The sequence below is a fragment of the Streptomyces sp. NPDC001502 genome (assembly GCF_042894785.1).
Taxonomy (GTDB): domain Bacteria; phylum Actinomycetota; class Actinomycetes; order Streptomycetales; family Streptomycetaceae; genus Streptomyces; species Streptomyces kutzneri.
The window spans coordinates 60,127-78,899 of sequence record NZ_JBIAVW010000001.1 but is presented as its reverse complement, the minus strand read 5'-3'; the positions used below and the strand labels follow the sequence as shown (position 1 = coordinate 78,899).

At 72.3% G+C, this 18,773-nt stretch carries 19 protein-coding genes and 1 tRNA gene; 8 read left to right on the top strand and 12 right to left on the bottom strand.

The window, feature by feature from the left end:
• Positions 1–7: 7 nt before the first annotated feature.
• Both ACFY0D_RS00380 and ACFY0D_RS00375 read right to left on the bottom strand, forming a co-directional pair.
• Positions 8–1,180, bottom strand: coding sequence for an HTTM domain-containing protein (locus tag ACFY0D_RS00380; protein WP_390796236.1), 1,173 nt, complete (start codon positions 1,178–1,180; stop codon positions 8–10).
• Entirely contained in the window at positions 1,168–1,830 is a 663-nt protein-coding gene (locus ACFY0D_RS00375) for a DUF5819 family protein (RefSeq protein ID WP_390796235.1), read from the bottom strand. The genes ACFY0D_RS00380 and ACFY0D_RS00375 overlap by 13 nt, the downstream gene beginning before the upstream one ends.
• A 135-nt stretch (positions 1,831–1,965) precedes the next feature.
• Between ACFY0D_RS00375 and paaA the strand changes: the two genes are divergently transcribed.
• From paaA to ACFY0D_RS00345, 6 genes are all read left to right on the top strand, one after another.
• A complete protein-coding gene (gene paaA / locus ACFY0D_RS00370) occupies positions 1,966–3,027 on the top strand; it encodes a 1,2-phenylacetyl-CoA epoxidase subunit PaaA (protein ID WP_390796234.1) in 1,062 nt (353 codons plus the stop codon).
• Positions 3,024–3,308: a 1,2-phenylacetyl-CoA epoxidase subunit PaaB gene (gene paaB / locus ACFY0D_RS00365; protein ID WP_030817166.1), complete on the top strand. Its 285-nt coding sequence runs from the start codon at positions 3,024–3,026 to the stop codon at positions 3,306–3,308. Before paaA ends, paaB begins: the two co-directional genes overlap by 4 nt.
• Positions 3,305–4,048 carry a 1,2-phenylacetyl-CoA epoxidase subunit PaaC gene (gene paaC, locus ACFY0D_RS00360; protein ID WP_390796233.1) on the top strand — a complete coding sequence of 248 codons (744 nt, stop codon included), beginning with the start codon at positions 3,305–3,307 and terminating at the stop codon, positions 4,046–4,048. The genes paaB and paaC overlap by 4 nt, the downstream gene beginning before the upstream one ends.
• Entirely contained in the window at positions 4,042–4,548 is a 507-nt protein-coding gene (gene paaD, locus ACFY0D_RS00355; protein ID WP_390796232.1) for a 1,2-phenylacetyl-CoA epoxidase subunit PaaD, read from the top strand. Before paaC ends, paaD begins: the two co-directional genes overlap by 7 nt.
• Positions 4,549–5,652, top strand: coding sequence for a 1,2-phenylacetyl-CoA epoxidase subunit PaaE (paaE, locus tag ACFY0D_RS00350; RefSeq protein ID WP_390796231.1), 1,104 nt, complete (start codon positions 4,549–4,551; stop codon positions 5,650–5,652).
• Between the two features lie 113 nt (positions 5,653–5,765).
• The gene (locus ACFY0D_RS00345; RefSeq protein WP_390796230.1) at positions 5,766–6,908 is read left to right on the top strand and encodes an acyl-CoA dehydrogenase family protein; all 1,143 of its coding nucleotides are present in this window, start codon (positions 5,766–5,768) and stop codon (positions 6,906–6,908) included.
• A 70-nt stretch (positions 6,909–6,978) separates the two neighbouring features.
• Here the strand turns inward: ACFY0D_RS00345 and ACFY0D_RS00340 are convergent, their stop codons facing one another.
• From ACFY0D_RS00340 to ACFY0D_RS00295, 10 genes are all read right to left on the bottom strand, one after another.
• Positions 6,979–7,323, bottom strand: a complete 345-nt coding sequence (locus tag ACFY0D_RS00340; protein ID WP_390796229.1) for a rhodanese-like domain-containing protein — start codon at positions 7,321–7,323, stop codon at positions 6,979–6,981.
• Positions 7,324–7,392: 69 nt separating this feature from the next.
• Entirely contained in the window at positions 7,393–8,154 is a 762-nt protein-coding gene (locus tag ACFY0D_RS00335; protein ID WP_390796561.1) for a hypothetical protein, read from the bottom strand.
• Positions 8,155–8,335: 181 nt separating this feature from the next.
• Entirely contained in the window at positions 8,336–9,736 is a 1,401-nt protein-coding gene (locus ACFY0D_RS00330) for a DUF2252 domain-containing protein (RefSeq protein WP_390796228.1), read from the bottom strand.
• A 57-nt stretch (positions 9,737–9,793) separates the two neighbouring features.
• A complete protein-coding gene (locus ACFY0D_RS00325; protein WP_390796227.1) occupies positions 9,794–10,453 on the bottom strand; it encodes a response regulator in 660 nt (219 codons plus the stop codon).
• Positions 10,454–10,462: 9 nt separating this feature from the next.
• Entirely contained in the window at positions 10,463–12,175 is a 1,713-nt protein-coding gene (locus ACFY0D_RS00320; protein WP_390796226.1) for a sensor histidine kinase, read from the bottom strand.
• 187 nt (positions 12,176–12,362) lie between these two features.
• On the bottom strand, positions 12,363–13,940 hold the full coding sequence (locus tag ACFY0D_RS00315) for a YrhB domain-containing protein (protein ID WP_390796225.1): 1,578 nt from the start codon (positions 13,938–13,940) through the stop codon (positions 12,363–12,365).
• Between the two features lie 18 nt (positions 13,941–13,958).
• Positions 13,959–15,593 (bottom strand): putative T7SS-secreted protein, encoded by a 1,635-nt coding sequence (locus ACFY0D_RS00310; RefSeq protein ID WP_390796224.1) that lies wholly within the window; start codon positions 15,591–15,593, stop codon positions 13,959–13,961.
• The gene (locus ACFY0D_RS00305; protein ID WP_390796223.1) at positions 15,593–16,234 is read right to left on the bottom strand and encodes a hypothetical protein; all 642 of its coding nucleotides are present in this window, start codon (positions 16,232–16,234) and stop codon (positions 15,593–15,595) included. The genes ACFY0D_RS00310 and ACFY0D_RS00305 overlap by 1 nt, the downstream gene beginning before the upstream one ends.
• Positions 16,231–16,725 carry a hypothetical protein gene (locus ACFY0D_RS00300; protein ID WP_390796222.1) on the bottom strand — a complete coding sequence of 165 codons (495 nt, stop codon included), beginning with the start codon at positions 16,723–16,725 and terminating at the stop codon, positions 16,231–16,233. The genes ACFY0D_RS00305 and ACFY0D_RS00300 overlap by 4 nt, the downstream gene beginning before the upstream one ends.
• 216 nt (positions 16,726–16,941) lie before the next feature.
• Positions 16,942–17,024: transfer RNA gene (locus tag ACFY0D_RS00295), tRNA-Leu, on the bottom strand.
• 293 nt (positions 17,025–17,317) lie between these two features.
• On the opposite strand from ACFY0D_RS00295, the gene ACFY0D_RS00290 reads away from it, so the two are divergent.
• A complete protein-coding gene (locus ACFY0D_RS00290; RefSeq protein WP_390796221.1) occupies positions 17,318–18,175 on the top strand; it encodes an FhaA domain-containing protein in 858 nt (285 codons plus the stop codon).
• Positions 18,176–18,185: 10 nt separating this feature from the next.
• Positions 18,186–18,692: an FHA domain-containing protein gene (locus ACFY0D_RS00285; protein WP_301368859.1), complete on the top strand. Its 507-nt coding sequence runs from the start codon at positions 18,186–18,188 to the stop codon at positions 18,690–18,692.
• Positions 18,693–18,773: the final 81 nt, after the last annotated feature.

The window sequence follows — 18,773 nt, the reverse complement described above, 5'->3', positions numbered from 1 at the left end:
GGCGCCGTCAGCGCGGCGCGGGCACCTGAACCGGCACCGGCTCGGCGGGATCCGCCACCGGCTCCACCGCACGCCGCCGCCGCGCTGCGCACCGTACCCCCACCCACACCAGGAACCCGGTCGGCAGGAACACCGCGTCCGCGGCGATCATGGCCAGCGAGAAGAACGGCAGCCCCAGCAGCACCGCGATCCCCGCGTGCTCCAGCATCATCAGCGCGAGCAGCACGTTCTTGATCCGCCGGTTGAACAGCGTGAACGGAAACGCCACCTGCACCGCCACCGTCCCGTACGACAGCAGCATCACCAGCGTCCCGCTGCCCGCCACCAGGGCCGACAGCGCCGGCCACGGGGTGAAGTAGTCCAGCCCGAGCGGGTAGTACAGGGCCGTCCCGTCCTGCCACCGGGACCCCTGGATCTTGTACCAGCCCGCCGTCGCGTAGATCAGGCAGACCTCCGCCATGATCACCAGCATGCCGGCGTTGTGCAGCAGGTTGGCGAGGACGTCCAGGACCGCCCGGCCCTCGCCCTGCGGCTCGTAGCGGTCGACCAGCCACCACAGCCCGCAGACCACCCACACCGCCGCGAACGCCGCCAGCCAGCCGTGGCCGAACCGGCCGGTCACCGCGCCGAAGGCGAACACCGCGCCCAGCACGCCCCACAGCACCGGCCCGGCCGCCCCGGCCGTCGCCGAGCCGCGCGCACGGGCCCGGCGCGCGTCCAGCGACCAGACCTGCGCGCACCGGGTCAGCACCAGGTAGATCGCCATCAGGTGGATGACGTTGTCCCCGCCGTCGCCCATGAACACGCTGCGGTTCTGCAGCGACAGCACACCGACCATGAAGAGCACCGACGTCGCCCGCGTCCGCCAGCCCAGCAGCAGCCCCACGCTGGACAGCACGGACACCAGGTAGACGAGCTCGAACCACAGCGAGGAGTCCGACCACATCAGCACCGTGAAGGCGTGGTTGGAATCGATCAGCCGCTCCGCGAGGTGCCAGCTCCACGGACCGTTCGGCCCGTACAGCTCGGCGCGGTTCGGGAACTCGCGCAGCAGGAAGAAGAGCCAGGTCGCGGCGAAGCCGATGCGGACCACGGCGCTCTGGTACGGGCCCAGCGCCTGCCCGGTGACCCGCGCGGCCGCCCGGGCCGCCGCCTCGCGGGCGCGCCTCACACCGTCCACCACGGCAGCTCCCGGTAGTAGGTCTGGGTGTCGGTGGTCTCGGTGCTCCACTTCGGCGCGGGCACCGCCGTGGTCGCCGAGCGCACCTGGATCCGCAGGATGGTTCCGTCCCGCAGCTCGGGGACGAGCCGGTTCAGCGCGATCCGCCGGAGGTACTCCTCGGACAGCTGCCCGCGCTCGCCGTTCGGCTTGTTGTCCTCGTCGTGGGAGCCGGTGAAGAAGTCCCAGGCGCGGCGGAGCTCGTTCTGCCGGGTGTGGCTCGGCAGCAGGCTGTGCCGGATGGCCTCGCCGTCCTCGGCGCTCAGGTCGTGCCAGGGGGTGGTGACCAGCTCGCCGTAATCGGCCCTGAACTCCGCGCGCACCTCGACCGCGATGTTCTGCTGCAGCGGGTTGGGGGCGAACAGCTTCCAGTTCTGTTCGAACTCGGGGTAGACCCAGCCGTCGATCGTCTTCGCGTGCTGCTTGCTGAGGGTGTTGCCCGGGGCCACGTGCAGGAAGACGAGCGCGAGGTGCGTACAGGCGGCGACCGCGATCACCCCCAGGGCCAGGGCGGTCACGACCCGGTACGGGGCGGACAGACCGGCGATTCCGGGCGTCCGCGGGGGTGGCGGAGCGGCTCCCCCGGCGGGCTCGTGCTCGTTCGAATCCATCCCCACCCGATCGTCCGGCATCCACAGGGTTGACCTCAGAGGTTGACACCCTACGGGCCGCCGACCCACCATTGAAGCGAATGAACCGAACGATCGGTCGGTCGGGCGGACGGCGGACTCTGGCAGGGGGCCGGAATGGTGGCAGTGACCCCGGAGACGGGGCCGGACACGGCCCTCGGGACAGACGGGACGGACGGGACAGGCATGACTGCTGACCTGGGCGCACAGCTCGCGGCGGCATTCGACGCGGCCGTGGCGGCCGACGAGCGCGTGGAACCGCGCGACTGGATGCCGGACGAATACCGCGCCTCCCTGGTGCGCCAGATGGCCCAGCACGCCCATTCCGAGATCATCGGCATGCAGCCCGAGGCCAACTGGATCACCCGCGCGCCCTCGCTGCGCCGCAAGGCGATCCTGATGGCCAAGGTCCAGGACGAGGCCGGCCACGGGCTGTACCTCTACAGCGCGGCCGAGACCCTCGGCACCAGCCGCGACGAGCTGCTCGACAAGCTCCACTCGGGCAAGCAGAAGTACTCCTCGATCTTCAACTACCCCACCCTGACCTGGGCGGACGTCGGCGCCATCGGCTGGCTCGTGGACGGCGCGGCGATCACCAACCAGGTGCCGATCTGCCGCTGCTCCTACGGGCCCTACGCCCGCGCCATGGTCCGGATCTGCAAGGAGGAGTCCTTCCACCAGCGCCAGGGGTACGAGCTGCTCCTCGCCCTCTCCCGCGGCACCGAGGCCCAGCACGCGATGGCCCAGGACGCGGTGGACCGGTGGTGGTGGCCGTCGCTGATGATGTTCGGCCCGCCGGACGACGAGTCGGCGCACTCGGCCCAGTCGATGGCCTGGCGCATCAAGCGGCACTCGAACGACGAGCTGCGCCAGCGGTTCGTGGACATCGCCGTCCCGCAGGCCGAGTCCCTCGGTCTGACCCTGCCCGACCCCGACCTGAAGTGGAACGAGGAGCGCGGACACCACGACTTCGGCGCCATCGACTGGGCCGAGTTCTGGAACGTGCTCAAGGGCAACGGCCCCTGCAACGAGCAGCGGATCGGCCAGCGGCGCAAGGCCCACGAGGAAGGCGCCTGGGTGCGCGACGCGGCCGCCGCGTATGCGCGCAAGCAGACGGCACAGCAGGTGGCACAGCAAGCGGCGAAGCACGCCGGACAGAACGAGGAGGCACGGGTATGACGCAGAACTGGCCCCTGTGGGAGGTCTTCGTGCGTTCGCGCCGCGGCCTCTCGCACACGCACGCGGGCAGCCTGCACGCCCCCGACGCGGAGATGGCCCTGCGCAACGCCCGCGATCTCTACACCCGGCGCAACGAGGGCATCTCGATCTGGGTGGTGCCCTCCACCGAGATCACCGCCTCCTCCCCGGACGAGCGGGACCCCTTCTTCGCGCCGTCCGCCGACAAGCCGTACCGGCACCCCACCTTCTACGACATCCCGGAGGGGGTGAGCCACCTGTGACCAGCACCGACACCACGCGCCTCAGCGGCGCCACCGCCGCGGCGGCACTCGCGCTCGGCGACGACGCGCTGATCCTCTCCCACCGCCTCGGCGAATGGGCCGGACACGCCCCCGTCCTGGAGGAGGAGGTCGCCCTCGCCAACATCGCCCTCGACCTGCTCGGCCAGGCCCGCATCCTGCTGTCCCTGGTCGGCGACGAGGACGAGCTGGCGTACCTGCGCGAGGAGCGGTCCTTCCGCAACCTCCAGCTGGTCGAGCAGCCGAACGGCGACTTCGCCCACACCATCGCCCGGCAGCTCTACTTCTCCGTCTACCAGCACGAGGTCTACGGGGAACTCGCCCGCGGGGACGGCCCGTTCGCGCCGCTGGCGGCCAAGGCCGTCAAGGAGACCGCGTACCACCGCGACCACGCCGAGCAGTGGACCCTGCGGCTCGGGGACGGCACCGAGGAGAGCCGCAGCCGCATGCGGGCCGCCCTCGACGCGCTGTGGAAGTACACCGGCGAGATGTTCCAGCCGGTGGACGGCCAGGGCGGCCTCGACCTGACCGCCCTGGAGGAGCGCTGGCTGGCCGCGCTGACCGGCGTACTGGAGCAGGCCGGCCTCGATCTGCCCCAGGGGCCCCGCACCGGTGCCTGGGCGGCCGGAGCCGGACGGCAGGGCCTGCACACCGAGTCCTTCGGCCGGATGCTCGCCGAGATGCAGCACCTGCACCGCAGCCACCCGGGGGCCTCATGGTGACCACCGACGCCGGAACGACCCGCCTGGAGGCGGAACTGGCCGCGCTGGCCGGCTCCGTCCCGGACCCGGAGCTGCCCGTGCTCACCCTCGGTGAGCTCGGCGTGGTGCGCGGGGTGCGGATGCACGAGGACGGCCACGCCGAGGTCACCCTGACTCCGACCTACACCGGCTGCCCGGCCATCGAGGCCATGTCCGCCGACATCGAGCGGGCCCTGAACGGCCACGGCATCCCCGAGGTGCGGGTGACCACCGTGCTGGCCCCCGCCTGGTCGACCGACGACATCAGCGCCGAGGGCCGGCGCAAGCTCGCCGAGTTCGGCATCGCCCCGCCCCGGCCGCACGCGGCCGGCGGACCGGTCCCGGTGACCCTGTCGGTCCGGTGCCCGAACTGCGGATCGACCGACACCGAGCTGCTCAGCCGCTTCTCCTCCACCGCATGCAAGGCGCTGCGCCGCTGCACCGCCTGCCGCGAACCGTTCGACCACTTCAAGGAGCTCTAGATGGCCGCCCCCCGCCACGGCGCGTTCCACCCGCTGACGGTGGCGGCTGTCGACCGGCTCACCGACGACTCGGTGGCACTGACCCTGCGGGTTCCCGAGGAGCTGCGCGAGGACTACCGGCACGCCCCGGGCCAGCACCTGACCCTGCGCCGCGCCGCCTCCGAGGGCGGCGCCGAGGTCCGCCGCACCTACTCGATCTGCTCCCCGGCACCGTCCGCGGACGGCCCGGGCCCGGAGCGGCTGCGGGTCGGCGTGCGGCTGGTGGACGGCGGCGAGTTCTCCACCTTCGCCCACAAGGAGATCGCCGCCGGAGACGTGCTGGAGGTCATGGTCCCGGCCGGACGCTTCGTGCTGGAGCCCGTCGCCGCCCCGGCCGCGGGGCACTACGCGGCGATCGTCGGCGGCAGCGGGATCACGCCCGTGCTGTCGATCGCGGCGAGCCTGCTGGCCGCCCGGCCCGACGCCCGTTTCTGCCTCGTGCGCAGCGACCGTACGGCGGCCTCGACGATGTTCCTGGAGGAGGTCGCCGACCTCAAGGACCGGTATCCGGCGCGGTTCCAGCTGGTGACGGTCCTCTCCCGGGAGGAGCAGGAGTCCGGGCTGCCCTCCGGGCGGCTGGACGAGGAGCGGCTGGCGGCCCTGCTGCCCGCGCTGCTGCCGGTGACGGAGGTGACGGGCTGGTTCCTGTGCGGCCCGTACGGCCTGGTGCAGGGCGCGGAGCGGGCCCTGGGCGCGCTCGGCGTCGCACGGACCCGGGTGCACGAGGAGATCTTCCACGTCGAGGACACCGCGCCGGCGGCCCGCCCCGCAGGTTCCCCGGCCGCCGCGCACGGGCGGGTCACCGCACGGCTCGACGGCCGTTCGGGCACCTGGCCGGTCCAGGACGGCGAGTCCCTGCTGGACGCGGTGCTCCGCAACCGCGCGGACGCCCCGTACGCCTGCAAGGGCGGCGTCTGCGGCACCTGCCGGGCGTTCGTGGTCTCGGGCGAGGTCCGGATGGAGCGCAACTTCGCGCTGGAGGCCGAGGAGACGGAGGCCGGATTCGTCCTGGCCTGCCAGTCGCACCCGGTGACGGAGGAAGTGGAGATCGACTTCGACCGCTGAGCGGAACGACGTCCCTCGGTCCGGCCCCTGTCCCACGACGGGGGCCTGTCCATTTTCAAGAACCTGTTCTATCTTGACGCACCGTCAGACGCGAACGTGCGGGAGGACAGGCAGTGGACTTCACCTTCACCGAGGAGCAGCAGGCCGCCGTCGAGGCGGCCCGGGCCGTCTTCGCGGATGTCGCGCCCGACCGTGTGCCCAGCCCCGCGCTGACCCCGGGGGCCGTCGCCGACGACTTCGACCGCCCGCTGTGGGCCAAGCTCGCCGCATCGGACCTGCTGAGCCTGGTCCTCGCCGAGGAGCACGGGGGAGCGGGCCTGGACGCCGTCGCCCTGTGCCTGGTGCTGCGCGAGGCCGCCAGGGTGCTGGCGCGGGTCCCGCTGCTGGAGCACTGCGCCACCGCCATGGCCGTGCAGGCCCACGGCAGCCCCGGACTGGCCGCCGCCCTGCTGCCCGGCGCGGGACGCGGCACCCTCGTGCTCACCGCCGCCGCCCACGGGCGCTCCGGCCACGACCCGGCCGAACTCGCCGTCCTCGCCCGCCGCGAGGGCGAGGCGTGGATCCTGGAGGGCACGCAGACCGCGGTCCCCTGGGCGCACAGCGCGGACTGGATCGCCGTACCCGCGCACACCGGCGAGGGCGAGGCCGTCCTCGCGCTCGTCCCGCGGGCCGCCGAAGGCCTGGCCCTGGCCGAGCAGGTCTCCACGAGTGGGGAGCGGCTCGCCGAACTCGCCCTGGACGGCGTGCGGGTGGACGGGACGCACCTCATCGAAACCCCGGGAGCCTGGGAACGGCTGCGCCAGCTCCTGGCCACCGGGACCTGCGCGCTGGCGCTCGGACTCGGCGAGAACGTACTCACCATGACCAGCGGGTACACCGGCAAGCGCGAACAGTTCGGCTTCCCCGTGGCCACCTTCCAGGCCGTCGCCGTCCAGGCCGCCGACCGGTACATCGACCTGCGCGCCATGGAGGTCACCCTGTGGCAGGCCGCCTGGCGGCTCGACGCCGCGACCGGCGGCGCCGGTGGTCCGCTGCCGAGCTCCGGTGATGTCGCGGTCGCCAAGATCTGGGCCTCGGAGGGCGTGCGCCGGGTCGTACAGACCGCCCAGCACCTGCACGGCGGCTTCGGCGCGGACACCGACTACCCGCTGCACCGCTACCACGCATGGGCCAAGCAGCTGGAGCTCCAGCTCGGCCCGGCCGCCGCGCACGAGGAGGCCCTGGGCGACCTGCTGGCCGCCCACCCCCTCGCCTGAGCCGGCTGCGCGGACCGTGCCCGGTGCCGTGACCGGAAAGGTTCACCGGATCACGACGCCCGGCAGGGCACTAGAGCACGAAGGCCGGGTTCCCGTTGTCCGTCACCATCGGGCGCCCGGCACCGTCCCAGGCCTGCATCCCGCCGTCGACGTTCACCGCGTCGATCTCCTGGCGCACCAGGTACTGGGTGACCTGCGCGGAACGCCCGCCGACCCGGCACATCACGTACACCCGGCGGCCGTCCTCGGCGGCCTCGGTCAGCTCGCCGAAGCGGGCCACGAAGTCGCTCATCGGGATGTGCAGAGCACCCTCGACATGGCCGGCCGCCCATTCGTCGTCCTCACGGACGTCAAGGACAAAGCCTTCGGAGGGCACCGCGGTGGCGTCCACCGAGGGGAGCGGTCCGAAGTTCATAGCTGTCGCCTTCTCTCTTCACGGATCTGCTGCCAACCTATCCGACCACCCGGTACGGGCGGACCGGGCTCACTCGGCGGCGAGCTCCGCCGCCAGCTCCGCCTCACGCTCGGAGACCTGCGCGAGCAGCTGCTCCGCGATCTCCTCCAGCAGCCGGTCGGGGTCCTCGGGCGCCATCCTCAGCATCGACCCGATCGCGCTCTCCTCCAGCTCCTTGGCCACGAGCGACAGCAGCTCCTTGCGGCGTGCCAGCCACTCCAGCCGGGCGTACAGCTCCTCGCTCTCGCCCGGTGCCGCCGCCTCGGGCGCCGGCCCGGCCGCCCACTCCTCGGCCAGCTCGCGCAGCAGTCCCTCGTCGCCGCGCCCGTAGGCCGCGTTGACCCGCGCGATGAACGCGTCGCGCCGCTCCCGCTCGCCTTCCTCCTGGGCGAGGTCGGGGTGGGCCTGACGGACCAGCTCGCGGTAGAGGCGGCGCACCTCCTCCGAGGGCCGCACCCGTTCCGGCGGGCGCACGGGCCGGTCGGTCAGCATGGCGGAGGCGTCGTCGGAGATCCCGTCCGAGCCCAGCCAGTCGTGGAACAGCTCGTCCACCCCGGGCATCGGCATGACCAGCGAGCGCGCTTCCTGCGCACGTCGCAGGTCCTCGGGATCGCCACTGCGGGACGCCTTCGCCTCGGCGATCAGGGCGTCCAGTTCGTCGAGCCTCGTGTACATCGGGCCGAGCTTCTGGTGGTGCAGGCGGGAGAAGTTCTCCACCTCCACGCGGAAGGTCTCCACCGCGATCTCGAACTCGATCAGCGCCTGCTCGGCGGCCCGCACGGCCCGCTCCAGGCGCGCCTCCGGGCGCTCCCCACCGGTGACGGAGGAGTCACCGGAACCACCGGGGACTGTCTGCTCAGGCTGCTCGGTCTGCTCGCTCACCCGGCCAGCCTACGGCCCGTCCGCGCGGGCGGTGTTTCACGTGAAACACCGCCCGCGGCGACAGGGCCCGCCACCGCTCCCGCCGACGCCGTCAGACCCCGGTCTCCGCCGCGATCCGTCCGGCCCGTACGGCCGCCACCAGGTCGGCGTGATCGGCCTCGGTGCGGTCGGCATAGGCCACGGCGAAGGCCGCCATCGCCTCGTCCAGCTCGTCGTTCTTCCCGCAGTACCCGGCCAGCAGCCGCGGGTCGACGCTGTGCGCGTGCGCCCGGGCCAGCAGGGCGCCGGTCATCCGCCCGTAGTCGTCGATCTGTTCGACGGCCAGCGCCGCCGGATCCACGCTGCCCTTGCGGTTGCGGAACTGCCGCACCTGGAAGGGACGGCCCTCCACCGTGGTCCAGCCCAGCATGATGTCGGAGACCACCTGCATCCGCTTCTGCCCGGCCACCACCCGGTGGCCCTCGTGCTCCTCCGGCGCCGAGACGAACCCGAGCCCGGGCAGGTGCGGCAGCAGCACCGAGGGCCGCGCCTCCTTGACCTGGAGCACCAGCGGCTCGCCCCGGTGGTCCAGCAGCAGGACCACGTACGAGCGGGTGCCGACGCTCCCGGTGCCCACCACGCGGAAGGCCACGTCCTGGATCGCGTACCGGGCCAGCAGCGGCAGCCGGTCGCCCTGGAGCGTCTGCAGGTAGGGACCGAGCGAGGCCGCCACCGCCGCCGCCTCCGCGTCCCCGACCCGGCGCAGCACGGGCAGCGCGTCGACGAAGCGGCGGCCGCCGTCCGGCCCTATCTCCGTGGACTTGGCCGCGAACCGCGCGGAGGTGTTGTTGCGGGCCTTCTCCGAGACCCGCTCCAGCGTGCCCAGCAGATCGCGGGCGTCGGCGTGCGAGACCAGTTCCTCGTCGGCGATGGCGTTCCACGCGTCGAGCGCGGGCAGCCTGGACAGCAGCCGCATGGTGCGCCGGTAGGCGCCGACCGCGTCGAGTGCGGCCGCCCGGCAGGTGTCCTCGTCCGCGCCGGCCACCCGGCCCGCCAGCACCAGCGAGGCCGCCAGCCGCTTCACGTCCCATTCCCACGGGCCGAACACGGTCTCGTCGAAGTCGTTGAGGTCGATGACGAGCCGCCCGCGCGCGTCCCCGTACAGACCGAAGTTCGCCGCGTGCGCGTCGCCGCAGATCTGCGCGCCGACCCCGGTCACCGGACCGCCGGACAGGTCGTGGGCCATCAGCCCGGCCGCCCCGCGCAGGAACGCGAAGGGGTTCGCGGCCATCCGTCCGACCCGTATCGGAGTCAGCTCGGCGACCCGCCCGGCGTTGGACTCCTCCACCGCGCGCACGGCGTCCGGCCGCCCGGCCGGCGCCACGAAGGCGGCGTGCGCCGACCGCGGCAGGCGGGCGCGCAGCGCCCGGCCCTCCTCCTTCGGCGAACCGGCCGCCACCCTCGGCGCGAAGCCCGCCACGTCCGGAATCCGCTGACCCGCAATCGCCGCCATCGACGCCGCCCCCACCCGTTCACTTCATTGATCGCTTCTCGAACGGGCTGACCGTATCTACAGCCCGGCGTCCCTGGCCAGCAGCGCCGCCTGTACGCGGTTCTCGCAGTCCAGCTTCGCCAGGATCCGGCTCACGTACGTCTTCACGGTCGCCTCGCTCATGTGCAGCCGCCGGCCCGCGTCCGCGTTGGACAGCCCCTCGCCCAGCAGCGCCAGCACACCGCGCTCCCGCTCGCTGAGCTCCGCCACCTGACGCCGGGCCACCTCACCGCGCACGGCGGCCTTCCCGGACGCCAGCTGGTCCACCACGTGCCGGGTCGCCCCCGGTGAGAGGTACGCGTCCCCGGCCGCGGCCGCCCGGACCGCCCCGATCAGCTCGCCCGGCGCCGAGTCCTTCAGCAGGAATCCCGCGCCGCCCTCGCCCAGCGCCCGCAGCACGTTCTCCTTCTCGCCGAAGGTGGTCAGGATCAGCGCCCGCACCTGCGGCACGGCCCGCCGCAGCTCCCCCAGCGCCGTCAGCCCGTCCATCACCGGCATCTGGATGTCCAGCAGCATCACGTCGGGCACGTGCGAGCGGGCCAGGTCCACCGCCTCCCTGCCGTTGGCCGCCTCCGCGACGACCTCGATGTCCGGCGCCGAGGTCAGGATCATCCTGATCCCGGCCCGGATCAGTGGCTCGTCGTCGGCGATCACCACTCTGATCACTTCGGCTGTCACACCGCGCTCCTACTGCTTGACCTCGTATTCCTGCTTCTCCACGAGCTTGCCGTCCTTGAAGCAGAACCGGAAGATCCGGTCTGTTCCCAGGCCGCTCGGCTGGTCTTCGGCCAGCAGGGCCAGACACTCCGAGCCCGCCGGCTTGGGCGGCCCCTTGCGGGCGGCCCCGGCGGTCAGGAAGTTCTCCCCGCTCGGCAGCCGGTCGCGGACGGCCTGTTCCGTCTCGCCCACGTGCACGGCGTCGAACTCGTCCTGGTCGATCATCGCGTCACTCGCCGAATCGATCATCAGCACCACTCCGGCGCCCAACACGACCATCAGCAGCACCACCGCCGCGAAGGCGACCCCGCAGCCCACCGCGAGGCCGCCGGACCGGCTGGGCATGCGCACGGCCAGCTCCCGGTCCACCGCCTCCCAGTCCATCGGCTGCTCCCCGGCGCGCCCCCGCCCCCGTACGCGGCCGCGCGTACGGGCCTGCGCCTGCGCCCGCTGCCCGAAGTCGTCGGCCACGTCCTCCACGCCGGCCGGCTCCGCCCCGTACGGCAGGACCCCGGCCACCCGGAACCCGCCGCCCTCGGCGGGGCCCGCGTGCACCATCCCGCCGACGAGCCGGGCCCGCTCGCGCAGCCCCGTCAGGCCCTGCCCGCCCGACACCACCTCGTCGGCCGCCGGACCGGCCGACGGCCCGTTGGCGATCTCCACGACCAGCGAGTCGTCCTCGAACCGCAGCTCCACCGCGATCGGCGCCCCCGGCGCGTGCTTGTACGCGTTCGTCAGGGCCTCCTGCACGATCCGGTACGCCGCGTGGTCGCAGGCCGCGACCAGCGGCCTCGGCTGCCCCGACGTGGTCATCCGGACGTCGGTCCCCGAGCCCCGTGCCGCCTCCACGACCCCCGCGATACCGGCCACGCCGCGCGCCGCCGGCTGAGCCTCCTCCACGGGCGCGGGCGCCTCCACCCCGTCGCGCAGGATCCCGACGACCTCGCGCAGCTCGTGCATCGCGGCCACCGAGGCCTGCCGCAGCACGCCCACCGCCTCGCGCTGACGGTCGGTGAGTTTCGGATCCACCTCCAGCGCTCCGGTGTGCACCGAGATCAGCGCCAGCTGGTGACCCAGGCTGTCGTGCATGTCCTGGGCGATGCGCTGGCGCTCGCGCAGCCTCGCCTGCCCGGCGACCATGGCCCGCTCGCGCAACAGCTGCCCGTTGCGCTCCTGGAGCGCGCGCAGCAGGGTCCGGCGCTGCGACCAGTACCGGCTGGCCAGACCCGGCATCACCGTCATCGCGAGGAACATCAGCGTGGAGAACACGATCACGAGCAGCGGTCTCATCTGCGACCACTCGTCCAGCACGCTGAAGCCCACCGCCGCGACGAAGGCCAGTGTGAAGGCGGCCAGCGCCCGGCCCACGCCCACGATCCGCCGCCCGGCCGACCAGCCCATCAGGGGCAGGATGAAGAACGCCCCGGGCAGAGGCGTGATCACCGCCGCCCCGAGCACGAGCGTGGTCCCCGGCAGCCTGCGGCGCAGCAGCGTCAAGACCATCACCGCCACGGCGCCCCCGAGCATGCGCGGACCGGAGGCGTGGCTGACCTCCTCGATGCCCAGGCCGAGGATGGCCAGCACACCGCCGAGCGCCAGGTCCCCCGCCAGCATCCGCCGGGTCCACGGCTCCGGGCCCCTCAGCCAGTCCCAGCCGGCCCGCGTCTTCGCCTTCGCATCCACGCGCCCGACCCTAGACACCCGCGCCCCGGCCCGGCCGCCCTCTTTCGTCTCGCCCCGCACGACGAAAGTCGACCGCTACCCCGTCCCCACGCCCACACGTGCTCGGCGTCCGCCGCGGCGGAGGCGGCTCCGGGTCCTCGGACCGGTCGCCCGACGGCTCACCCGCCCCTATGAGACCGGCCATCCTTCACCGGTACCGGACCACACGGACACCGGACTCGCGGAAACCGTCCAGGTCCCGCAGCTCCGCGGCGGAGGAGTCGATCAGCCCCACCATCCCCGACTCGCTGTGCAGTCCCGCGAGGAGCACTCCGGTGCTCTCCCGCCCCCGCGCGTCCAGCCGCCTCACCCACACCAGGGCGCGGCCCCCGGCCGGCAGGGCCCTGAGACCCCCGACCGCCTCGGCCACGGTCGGATGCTCCGAGACGGACAGCACCGGGCCCAGCTCCGCCATGGTGGAGCCGAACCAGTCGGCCTTGTCCGGCGCGGGCACCGGCCCCGCGGGCTCGTCCCGGTCCCAGGCGGCCAGGAACCCCCAGGGGTCGGAGTTGGGCAGCAGGAACGGCTCCTGCGGCCCCTTCGGCACGACCACCGCGGCGTCGAGCATCGCGTGGCGCCAGTCACCGGTGCGCAGCGCGGCGGTGGTCTGGCAGGCGAACAGCCACCCCCGGGCGGTCTCGTCCTCGGCGGCCGGCTCCACCAGCTCGACGGGATCCGCGAACGTGTCCCTCAGCCACCGCTCGGCCTTGTGCCGGGCGGTCCCCAGGTCGGGGGCGGTCGGCGGCACCCCGGCCCCGGGCTCGACCCGGGCGAAGACCAGCTGCAGCACACCGACCTGGTCCAGCCGTGCCAGCCCGCCGGTCATCCCGTCCAGGAACACCACCTGGCCGTTGTTGTTGTGCGCGTAGAGCAGGTGCCCGCTGACCTCGGTGCCGCCGATGACGCGCCGCACCCACACCACGCCCTGGGTGTCCGGTCCGGTCTCCTCGGCCCGCGCGATCACCTCGTCCCAGCTCGCGCACCGCAGCTCGCGCGCGGCAGGGAAGTAGCGGCGCAACAGCAGCTCCCACCAGCCGGGTGCCTCGTGCGCGGGCTGCCACGGCAGGGGCGATGACGGGCCGCCCGCGATCGCGGCGGCCGTGGTGACCACGCAGCCGCGGGCGTTCAGCCGCCTCGCCTGCGCCTGCGGGTCACGCTCGACCGGATCGCGCGTGTACGCCGAGGCGTCGCCCCACGGATCGTACGAGGCGGGGTGGAACGGCTCCCCGTAGTCCTTGGGCACCACGAGCGACGCCGCCAGCATCGGCGTGCGCGGATAGCCCGGCTGCTCGGTGGTCCGGCAGGCGAACAGCCAGGTCCCGGCGTCCTCCGCGACGGGCTCGATGCTCACCAGCTCGACGAGCCCGTTGTACGTGGACAGCAGCCACTCCAGCGCGGTCTGCCACGGCTCGGCCTTCGAGGTCTTCGCCGTACCGGCCCGCTCCCAGCCGCCGTGGCGCACGTAGGCGAGGTACTCGTCGAGGGGCAGGTGCGTCGGCGGGAAGTCCGCACGCGAGCCGTCCTTGGCCACGATCACCAGTTTGTTGAACGGACCCACCAGGGGATCCCCGGCGTCGATGCTCTCCTGGGTGTCGTACCGGACGATCCAGGCCAGCTCGTGCTCCTGGGTGAGCTCCGGCCGCAGCACGATCGTCCACGGCTCCGAGGCGAACGCCCGCTCCAGGCGGACCCGGGCCGCTTCGACGGCCTCGTTCAACGTGAGCATTTCTGATTCCTGACGACGCTAGCGGTAGGGGACATGGGCGATCTCGCTGATGTTGTGTGTCTCAAGTGTGGCCAGCTTCCCCGTCTGGCCGTCCAGGAAGACGACCCCGTGAGGGGTGTTCACCGCGTTGAAGACGTGGCCGGCCATCCCGTGGCGGGAGATCGCGACCACACTGCGCGAATCCGGCCCCCGCTGTTCGAGGTCCTTGACGATGTCGTCGTAGCTGCTGACGGTCTTCTTCGCGCTCGGTTCCACACCGAGTTCCTTGTACGGGATGTCGCCCGGCCCGGTCTTCGGCGCGGCCGAGACGTCCACACCGTCCAGCCGGCGGTCCAGCGTCACCACGTTGTTGGTGCAGTTGTACTGGTAGCCCGGCATGTTCGTGTTGTTCATGTCCTTGAGCCACGGGTACTGGTCGTCGATGAACTTCTGGGCGTCCTTCTTCCCGACGGAGTCGGCATGGATCGAGGGCCGCTCGGTCACGCCCTTGGTCGGCTTCGCCAGATGCGACCAGGCCGACGGCTTCGTCGCCGCGGCCTCCGCGACCCGCACCCCCGCCCGGGCACCGCCGAAGCCCTTGGTGCCGATGAGTTCCGGCACGAGCCGGCCCAGGCCCTCCGACGGGTCGTTCTTGAAGCTGTCGATCAGCGCGCCCGGGATCCGCTCCGGGTGGGCGGCCGTCGACACCAGGCCGGCCAGCGTCATGTTGAGGTTCTGCTGGTATTCGGCGGGGTGAGTGAGGTTGTACGGGTCCATCGGGTTCAGGCCGCGCGCGAAGTTGAGCAGGCCCGCCGTGCCCTTGACCACGCCGCCGACGAAGTGGTTGAGCTCCACCGCCTGGCCGCCGTAGTAGTCGGTGATCCCGGCCAGGGCCTGGTCCGTCGCCGAGGGCTCCTTCGGGGCATGCTCCAGCGCCGCCTCCATCGCCTTGGCCACGGCCCCTGCGGCCTCGTCGCGCTGCCTGCGGGCCTCGTTCAGGATCTCGTGGGCCCGCGTGCCGTCGGCCTTGCCCACGTCGACCGGTTTCTGCGGCTCCGGTCCGGGATCCCGGCCGGCCTTCGCCGCCGCGTTGTAGGTCTCGGCCTTCGCGACGTACGTCTCGTGGGCGTCCTTGGCGGCCTTGACGGCCGCCTTGTACAGGTCGATGGCCTGCTGCGCCTGCGTCTGCGCCCATTCCACCGTCTCCGCGTACCGGTTCAGCGCGCCCGCCGCCGCCTCGCAGGCGTCGGCGGCGTGCAGCCAGTCCGTGGGGTGCATCGCGAACTTCTGCCGGAACGCGTCGGCCGCCTGCCCCTTCCAGTGGCCGGAGTCCAGCGCCCGCATGCCCTGGCCGACCCGGTCGAACGCTCCATGGAAGTCCGTCAGGTGCTTCGCCGACTCGCGGATCTTCGCAGGCTTGCCGTGCACCAGCTCGTTCGCCTGCTCGGTCTGGCCGAGCTGCTGCTCGCCGACCGAAGCACCCAGGTCCGAGGCGACGTCGTCGCCCCAGTCCTCGACCTTGTCGGCCCAGTCGTCCGCCCCGACGTATTCCAGGCCCGCCCCGATCCCGTCGGTGGCCTTGTCGACACCCTGACCGACGACCTTCTTCGCGCCCTCCCAGCCGTCGTCCAGCTTCTCCAGACCCTTGTCCAGGAGACCGCCCCAGTCGGCCATCAGCGCTCACCGCCCGAGGGCTGCGCCTGCGGCTGCGGTGCCGGGCCGACCCAGTCGTCGACCGCCGCGTCCACCTCGCCCCGCAGCCCCGTCGCGTTGATGATCTGGTTGCCGAGGAGCATGTCCGAGCTGTTGACGTCCCGCACCGCGCCCTTCCAGGCCTCCTTGCTGTTCTCACGCGCCCGGTCGAAGGACTCGTCGCTGTAGTCCGCGTCCCGGATCTGCGTGTACGGGTTGTCGGAGAGGACCTCGCCCCAGTCCTTGTCGATGACGTCCTTCTCCGACGCGTACGGATTGCCCATCGCGGAGTTCGTCAGCACCTTGAAGCTGCCCTGGATGTACTGGTCCTGCTCGTGCATCACGCCCGCCGACAGACCGACGTCGAACGCGAACTGGTTGCCCTGCTGCACGAGCGCCCGTACGCCCCACTCCCAGCGCTCGCAGAACGTCTTCATCGAGGCCGTCAGGCCCTCGTTCCCGCTCTCCATCCCCGACAGCGCCAGATCCGAGAAGCCCCGGCCCATGCTGGCCGAGCCCACCATCCCGAGCTCCTTCAGCTCGCCCAGCGTGTCCGTGATGCCCTTCGCTATCTGTCCCAGCGCCTGCTTCGAGACATCGATGTCCGCCCCGTCCCCGCTCACACCTTCTCCTTCCGTCCGTCCCCGTCGAGCGCCGCACCGTCCGGCACCAGCCCCCGCACCGGCGGGAAGACGATCCCGTCCGGCCCCGCCGCGTCCAGCGCCACCCCGCACGGGAAGTCCAGCGCCGGGATCACCTCGTCCAGCAGCCGTGCCCCGACGATCCGCCGGTACGGCCACTCCCGCTCGGCCTCACCGCGTGCGTCGGCGAACCGGGCCAGCGTCTCCGGCCCCGAGAACGCGCAGATCCAGTCCAGTCCGCCCAGCTCCGCCGTCCACAGGCCGCCGCGCTCGTCCAACGGCACCAGCACCGCCCGGCTGCGGAAATCCGCCAGCCGCTCCAGGACCTCCTCACGGGCCGTCGCCGCGTCCACGGCCACCGCACCGGCGTGTTCCGGCTCACGCGCCGACGCGGCCGGCTCCACCGGCACCCCCGCGTCCACCCGCTCCGTCGCGGCGGCCCGCAGCCGCCCCCACTCCTCGTCGAAACCCACTCACGACTCCTCGTACCGACCGGGAAGCACGCTCGTGCACATCCGTCGGCCACAACTGGTCTCGCAATTCGGACAGTTGGCTCAACCCTAACCCTGCCTTCGGACAGGACCGCAGCTCAGGGGCCCCAAGGAGGGACGTACGTCACACACACGCCCGGAACGGGGAAACACGAAACGGCCGCCACCGCTTTCGCAGTGACGACCGTCTCGTCGATGTGGGCGAGGGGGGATTTGAACCCCCACGTCCCGAAGGACACTGGCACCTGAAGCCAGCGCGTCTGCCGTTCCGCCACTCGCCCGAGCAGCTCCCCAGTGGATCTTCCCTTTCGGGCCTTTCCCCTGGCGACGTCGAAACATTAGCACGGAGAACGGGGTGGATTCACATCGCTTTCCCGGCACCCCCGCACCCCGCCGCGGACGGCCCCTCCCGCACTCCGCTCCCGGTGCGGGACACTGTCCTGGGAGCGCCCCTACGATCCCTTGTGAGGACCAACACTCGTCCTCACAGGAACGATGGGGAACCACCCGAATCCGCCACGCGTGGATACGATCAGTAAGCAGTACAGGGCGACAGCGACGGAGGAGGTGCCCCATGGGAGTTCTGAAGCGGTTCGAGCAGCGACTCGAAGGTCTGGTGAACGGCACCTTCGCCAAGGTGTTCAAGTCCGAGGTCCAGCCGGTGGAGATCGCCGGAGCCCTCCAGCGGGAGTGCGACAACAACGCCACCATCTGGAACCGCGAGCGGACCGTCGTCCCCAACGACTTCATCGTCGAGCTCAGCGCCGGTGACTACGACCGCCTGAGCCCCTACTCCGGGCAGCTCGGCGACGAGCTCGCGGGCCTGGTCCGCGACTACGCCAAGCAGCAGCGCTACAGCTTCATGGGCCCCATCAAGGTCCACCTGGAGAAGGCCGACGACCTCGACACCGGGCTCTACCGGGTCCGCAGCCGCACCCTCGCCTCCAGCACCTCCCAGCCGCAGGCAGGACCGCCGTCACCCCAGGGCGGCTACGGCTACCCGCCGGAGAACCAGCCGCAGGGCGGGTACGGATATCCGCCGGTCGCGGCCCCGCCCATGCCCAGCGCCCCGCCCCCGGGCGGACCCGGCGCTCGGCGGCCCGCTCCGGCCGGACCCGTCGGGACGGCCCCCGCGGCCGGCCCGGGCGGCGCCCGGCGCCACTGGATCGAGATCAACGGCACCCGCCACCAGATCTCGCGCTCCACGCTCGTACTCGGCCGAAGCACGGAAGCCGACGTGCGGATCGACGACCCCGGCGTATCGCGCCGGCACTGTGAGATCCGGACCGGAACGCCCTCGACGATCCAGGATCTCGGGTCCACCAACGGCATCGTGGTGGACGGGCAGCACACCACCCGCGCTACGCTCCGCGACGGCTCGCGGATCGTCGTGGGCAGCACCACCATCATTTACCGGCAAGCCGAAGGGTGAAGCGGGGGCAATGTCAGAGCTGACCCTGACGGTCATGCGGTTGGGTTTCCTGGCCGTTCTGTGGCTGTTCGTCATCGTGGCCGTCCAGGTCATCCGCAGCGATCTCTTCGGGACGCGCGTGACCCAGCGCGGATCGTCCCGTCGTGGTGGCGGAGGCGCCGGCGGCGCCCCGCAGCAGGCGGGCCGCCAGGCCGCGCCTCCGCAGCAGCGCCAGCGGCGCGGCGCACCCACCAAACTCGTCGTCTCCGAGGGCATCCTCACGGGAACCACGGTGGCCCTCGCCGGCCAGACGATCACGCTGGGCCGCGCGCACGACTCAACGATCGTGCTGGACGACGACTACGCGTCCAGCCGCCATGCCAGGATCTATCCCGACCGTGACGGCCAGTGGATCGTCGAGGATCTCGGGTCCACCAACGGCACGTATCTCGACCGGACCCGGCTGACCACCCCGACGCCCATTCCGCCGGGCGCACCGATCCGCATCGGCAAGACCGTCATCGAGCTGCGGAAGTAGTACGAGAATGAGCGAGCGGAGCGAGCGCGCGGCGGCGATCCGTCCCACCGAGGACACGGACCCGAGCGCGCTCCCGACCGG

Excerpts from the sequence above, each read along its gene's own strand:
- ACFY0D_RS00375 (WP_390796235.1), bottom strand. The coding sequence starts at position 1,830 with ATGGATTCGAACGAGCACGAGCCCGCCGGGGGAGCCGCTCCGCCACCC.
- paaA (WP_390796234.1), top strand. The coding sequence starts at position 1,966 with ATGGTGGCAGTGACCCCGGAGACGGGGCCGGACACGGCCCTCGGGACA.
- paaB (WP_030817166.1), top strand. The coding sequence starts at position 3,024 with ATGACGCAGAACTGGCCCCTGTGGGAGGTCTTCGTGCGTTCGCGCCGC.
- paaD (WP_390796232.1), top strand. The coding sequence starts at position 4,042 with ATGGTGACCACCGACGCCGGAACGACCCGCCTGGAGGCGGAACTGGCC.
- paaE (WP_390796231.1), top strand. The coding sequence starts at position 4,549 with ATGGCCGCCCCCCGCCACGGCGCGTTCCACCCGCTGACGGTGGCGGCT.
- ACFY0D_RS00340 (WP_390796229.1), bottom strand. The coding sequence starts at position 7,323 with ATGAACTTCGGACCGCTCCCCTCGGTGGACGCCACCGCGGTGCCCTCC.
- ACFY0D_RS00330 (WP_390796228.1), bottom strand. The coding sequence starts at position 9,736 with ATGGCGGCGATTGCGGGTCAGCGGATTCCGGACGTGGCGGGCTTCGCG.
- ACFY0D_RS00315 (WP_390796225.1), bottom strand. The coding sequence starts at position 13,940 with ATGCTCACGTTGAACGAGGCCGTCGAAGCGGCCCGGGTCCGCCTGGAG.
- ACFY0D_RS00310 (WP_390796224.1), bottom strand. The coding sequence starts at position 15,593 with ATGGCCGACTGGGGCGGTCTCCTGGACAAGGGTCTGGAGAAGCTGGAC.
- ACFY0D_RS00290 (WP_390796221.1), top strand. The coding sequence starts at position 17,318 with ATGGGAGTTCTGAAGCGGTTCGAGCAGCGACTCGAAGGTCTGGTGAAC.
- ACFY0D_RS00285 (WP_301368859.1), top strand. The coding sequence starts at position 18,186 with ATGTCAGAGCTGACCCTGACGGTCATGCGGTTGGGTTTCCTGGCCGTT.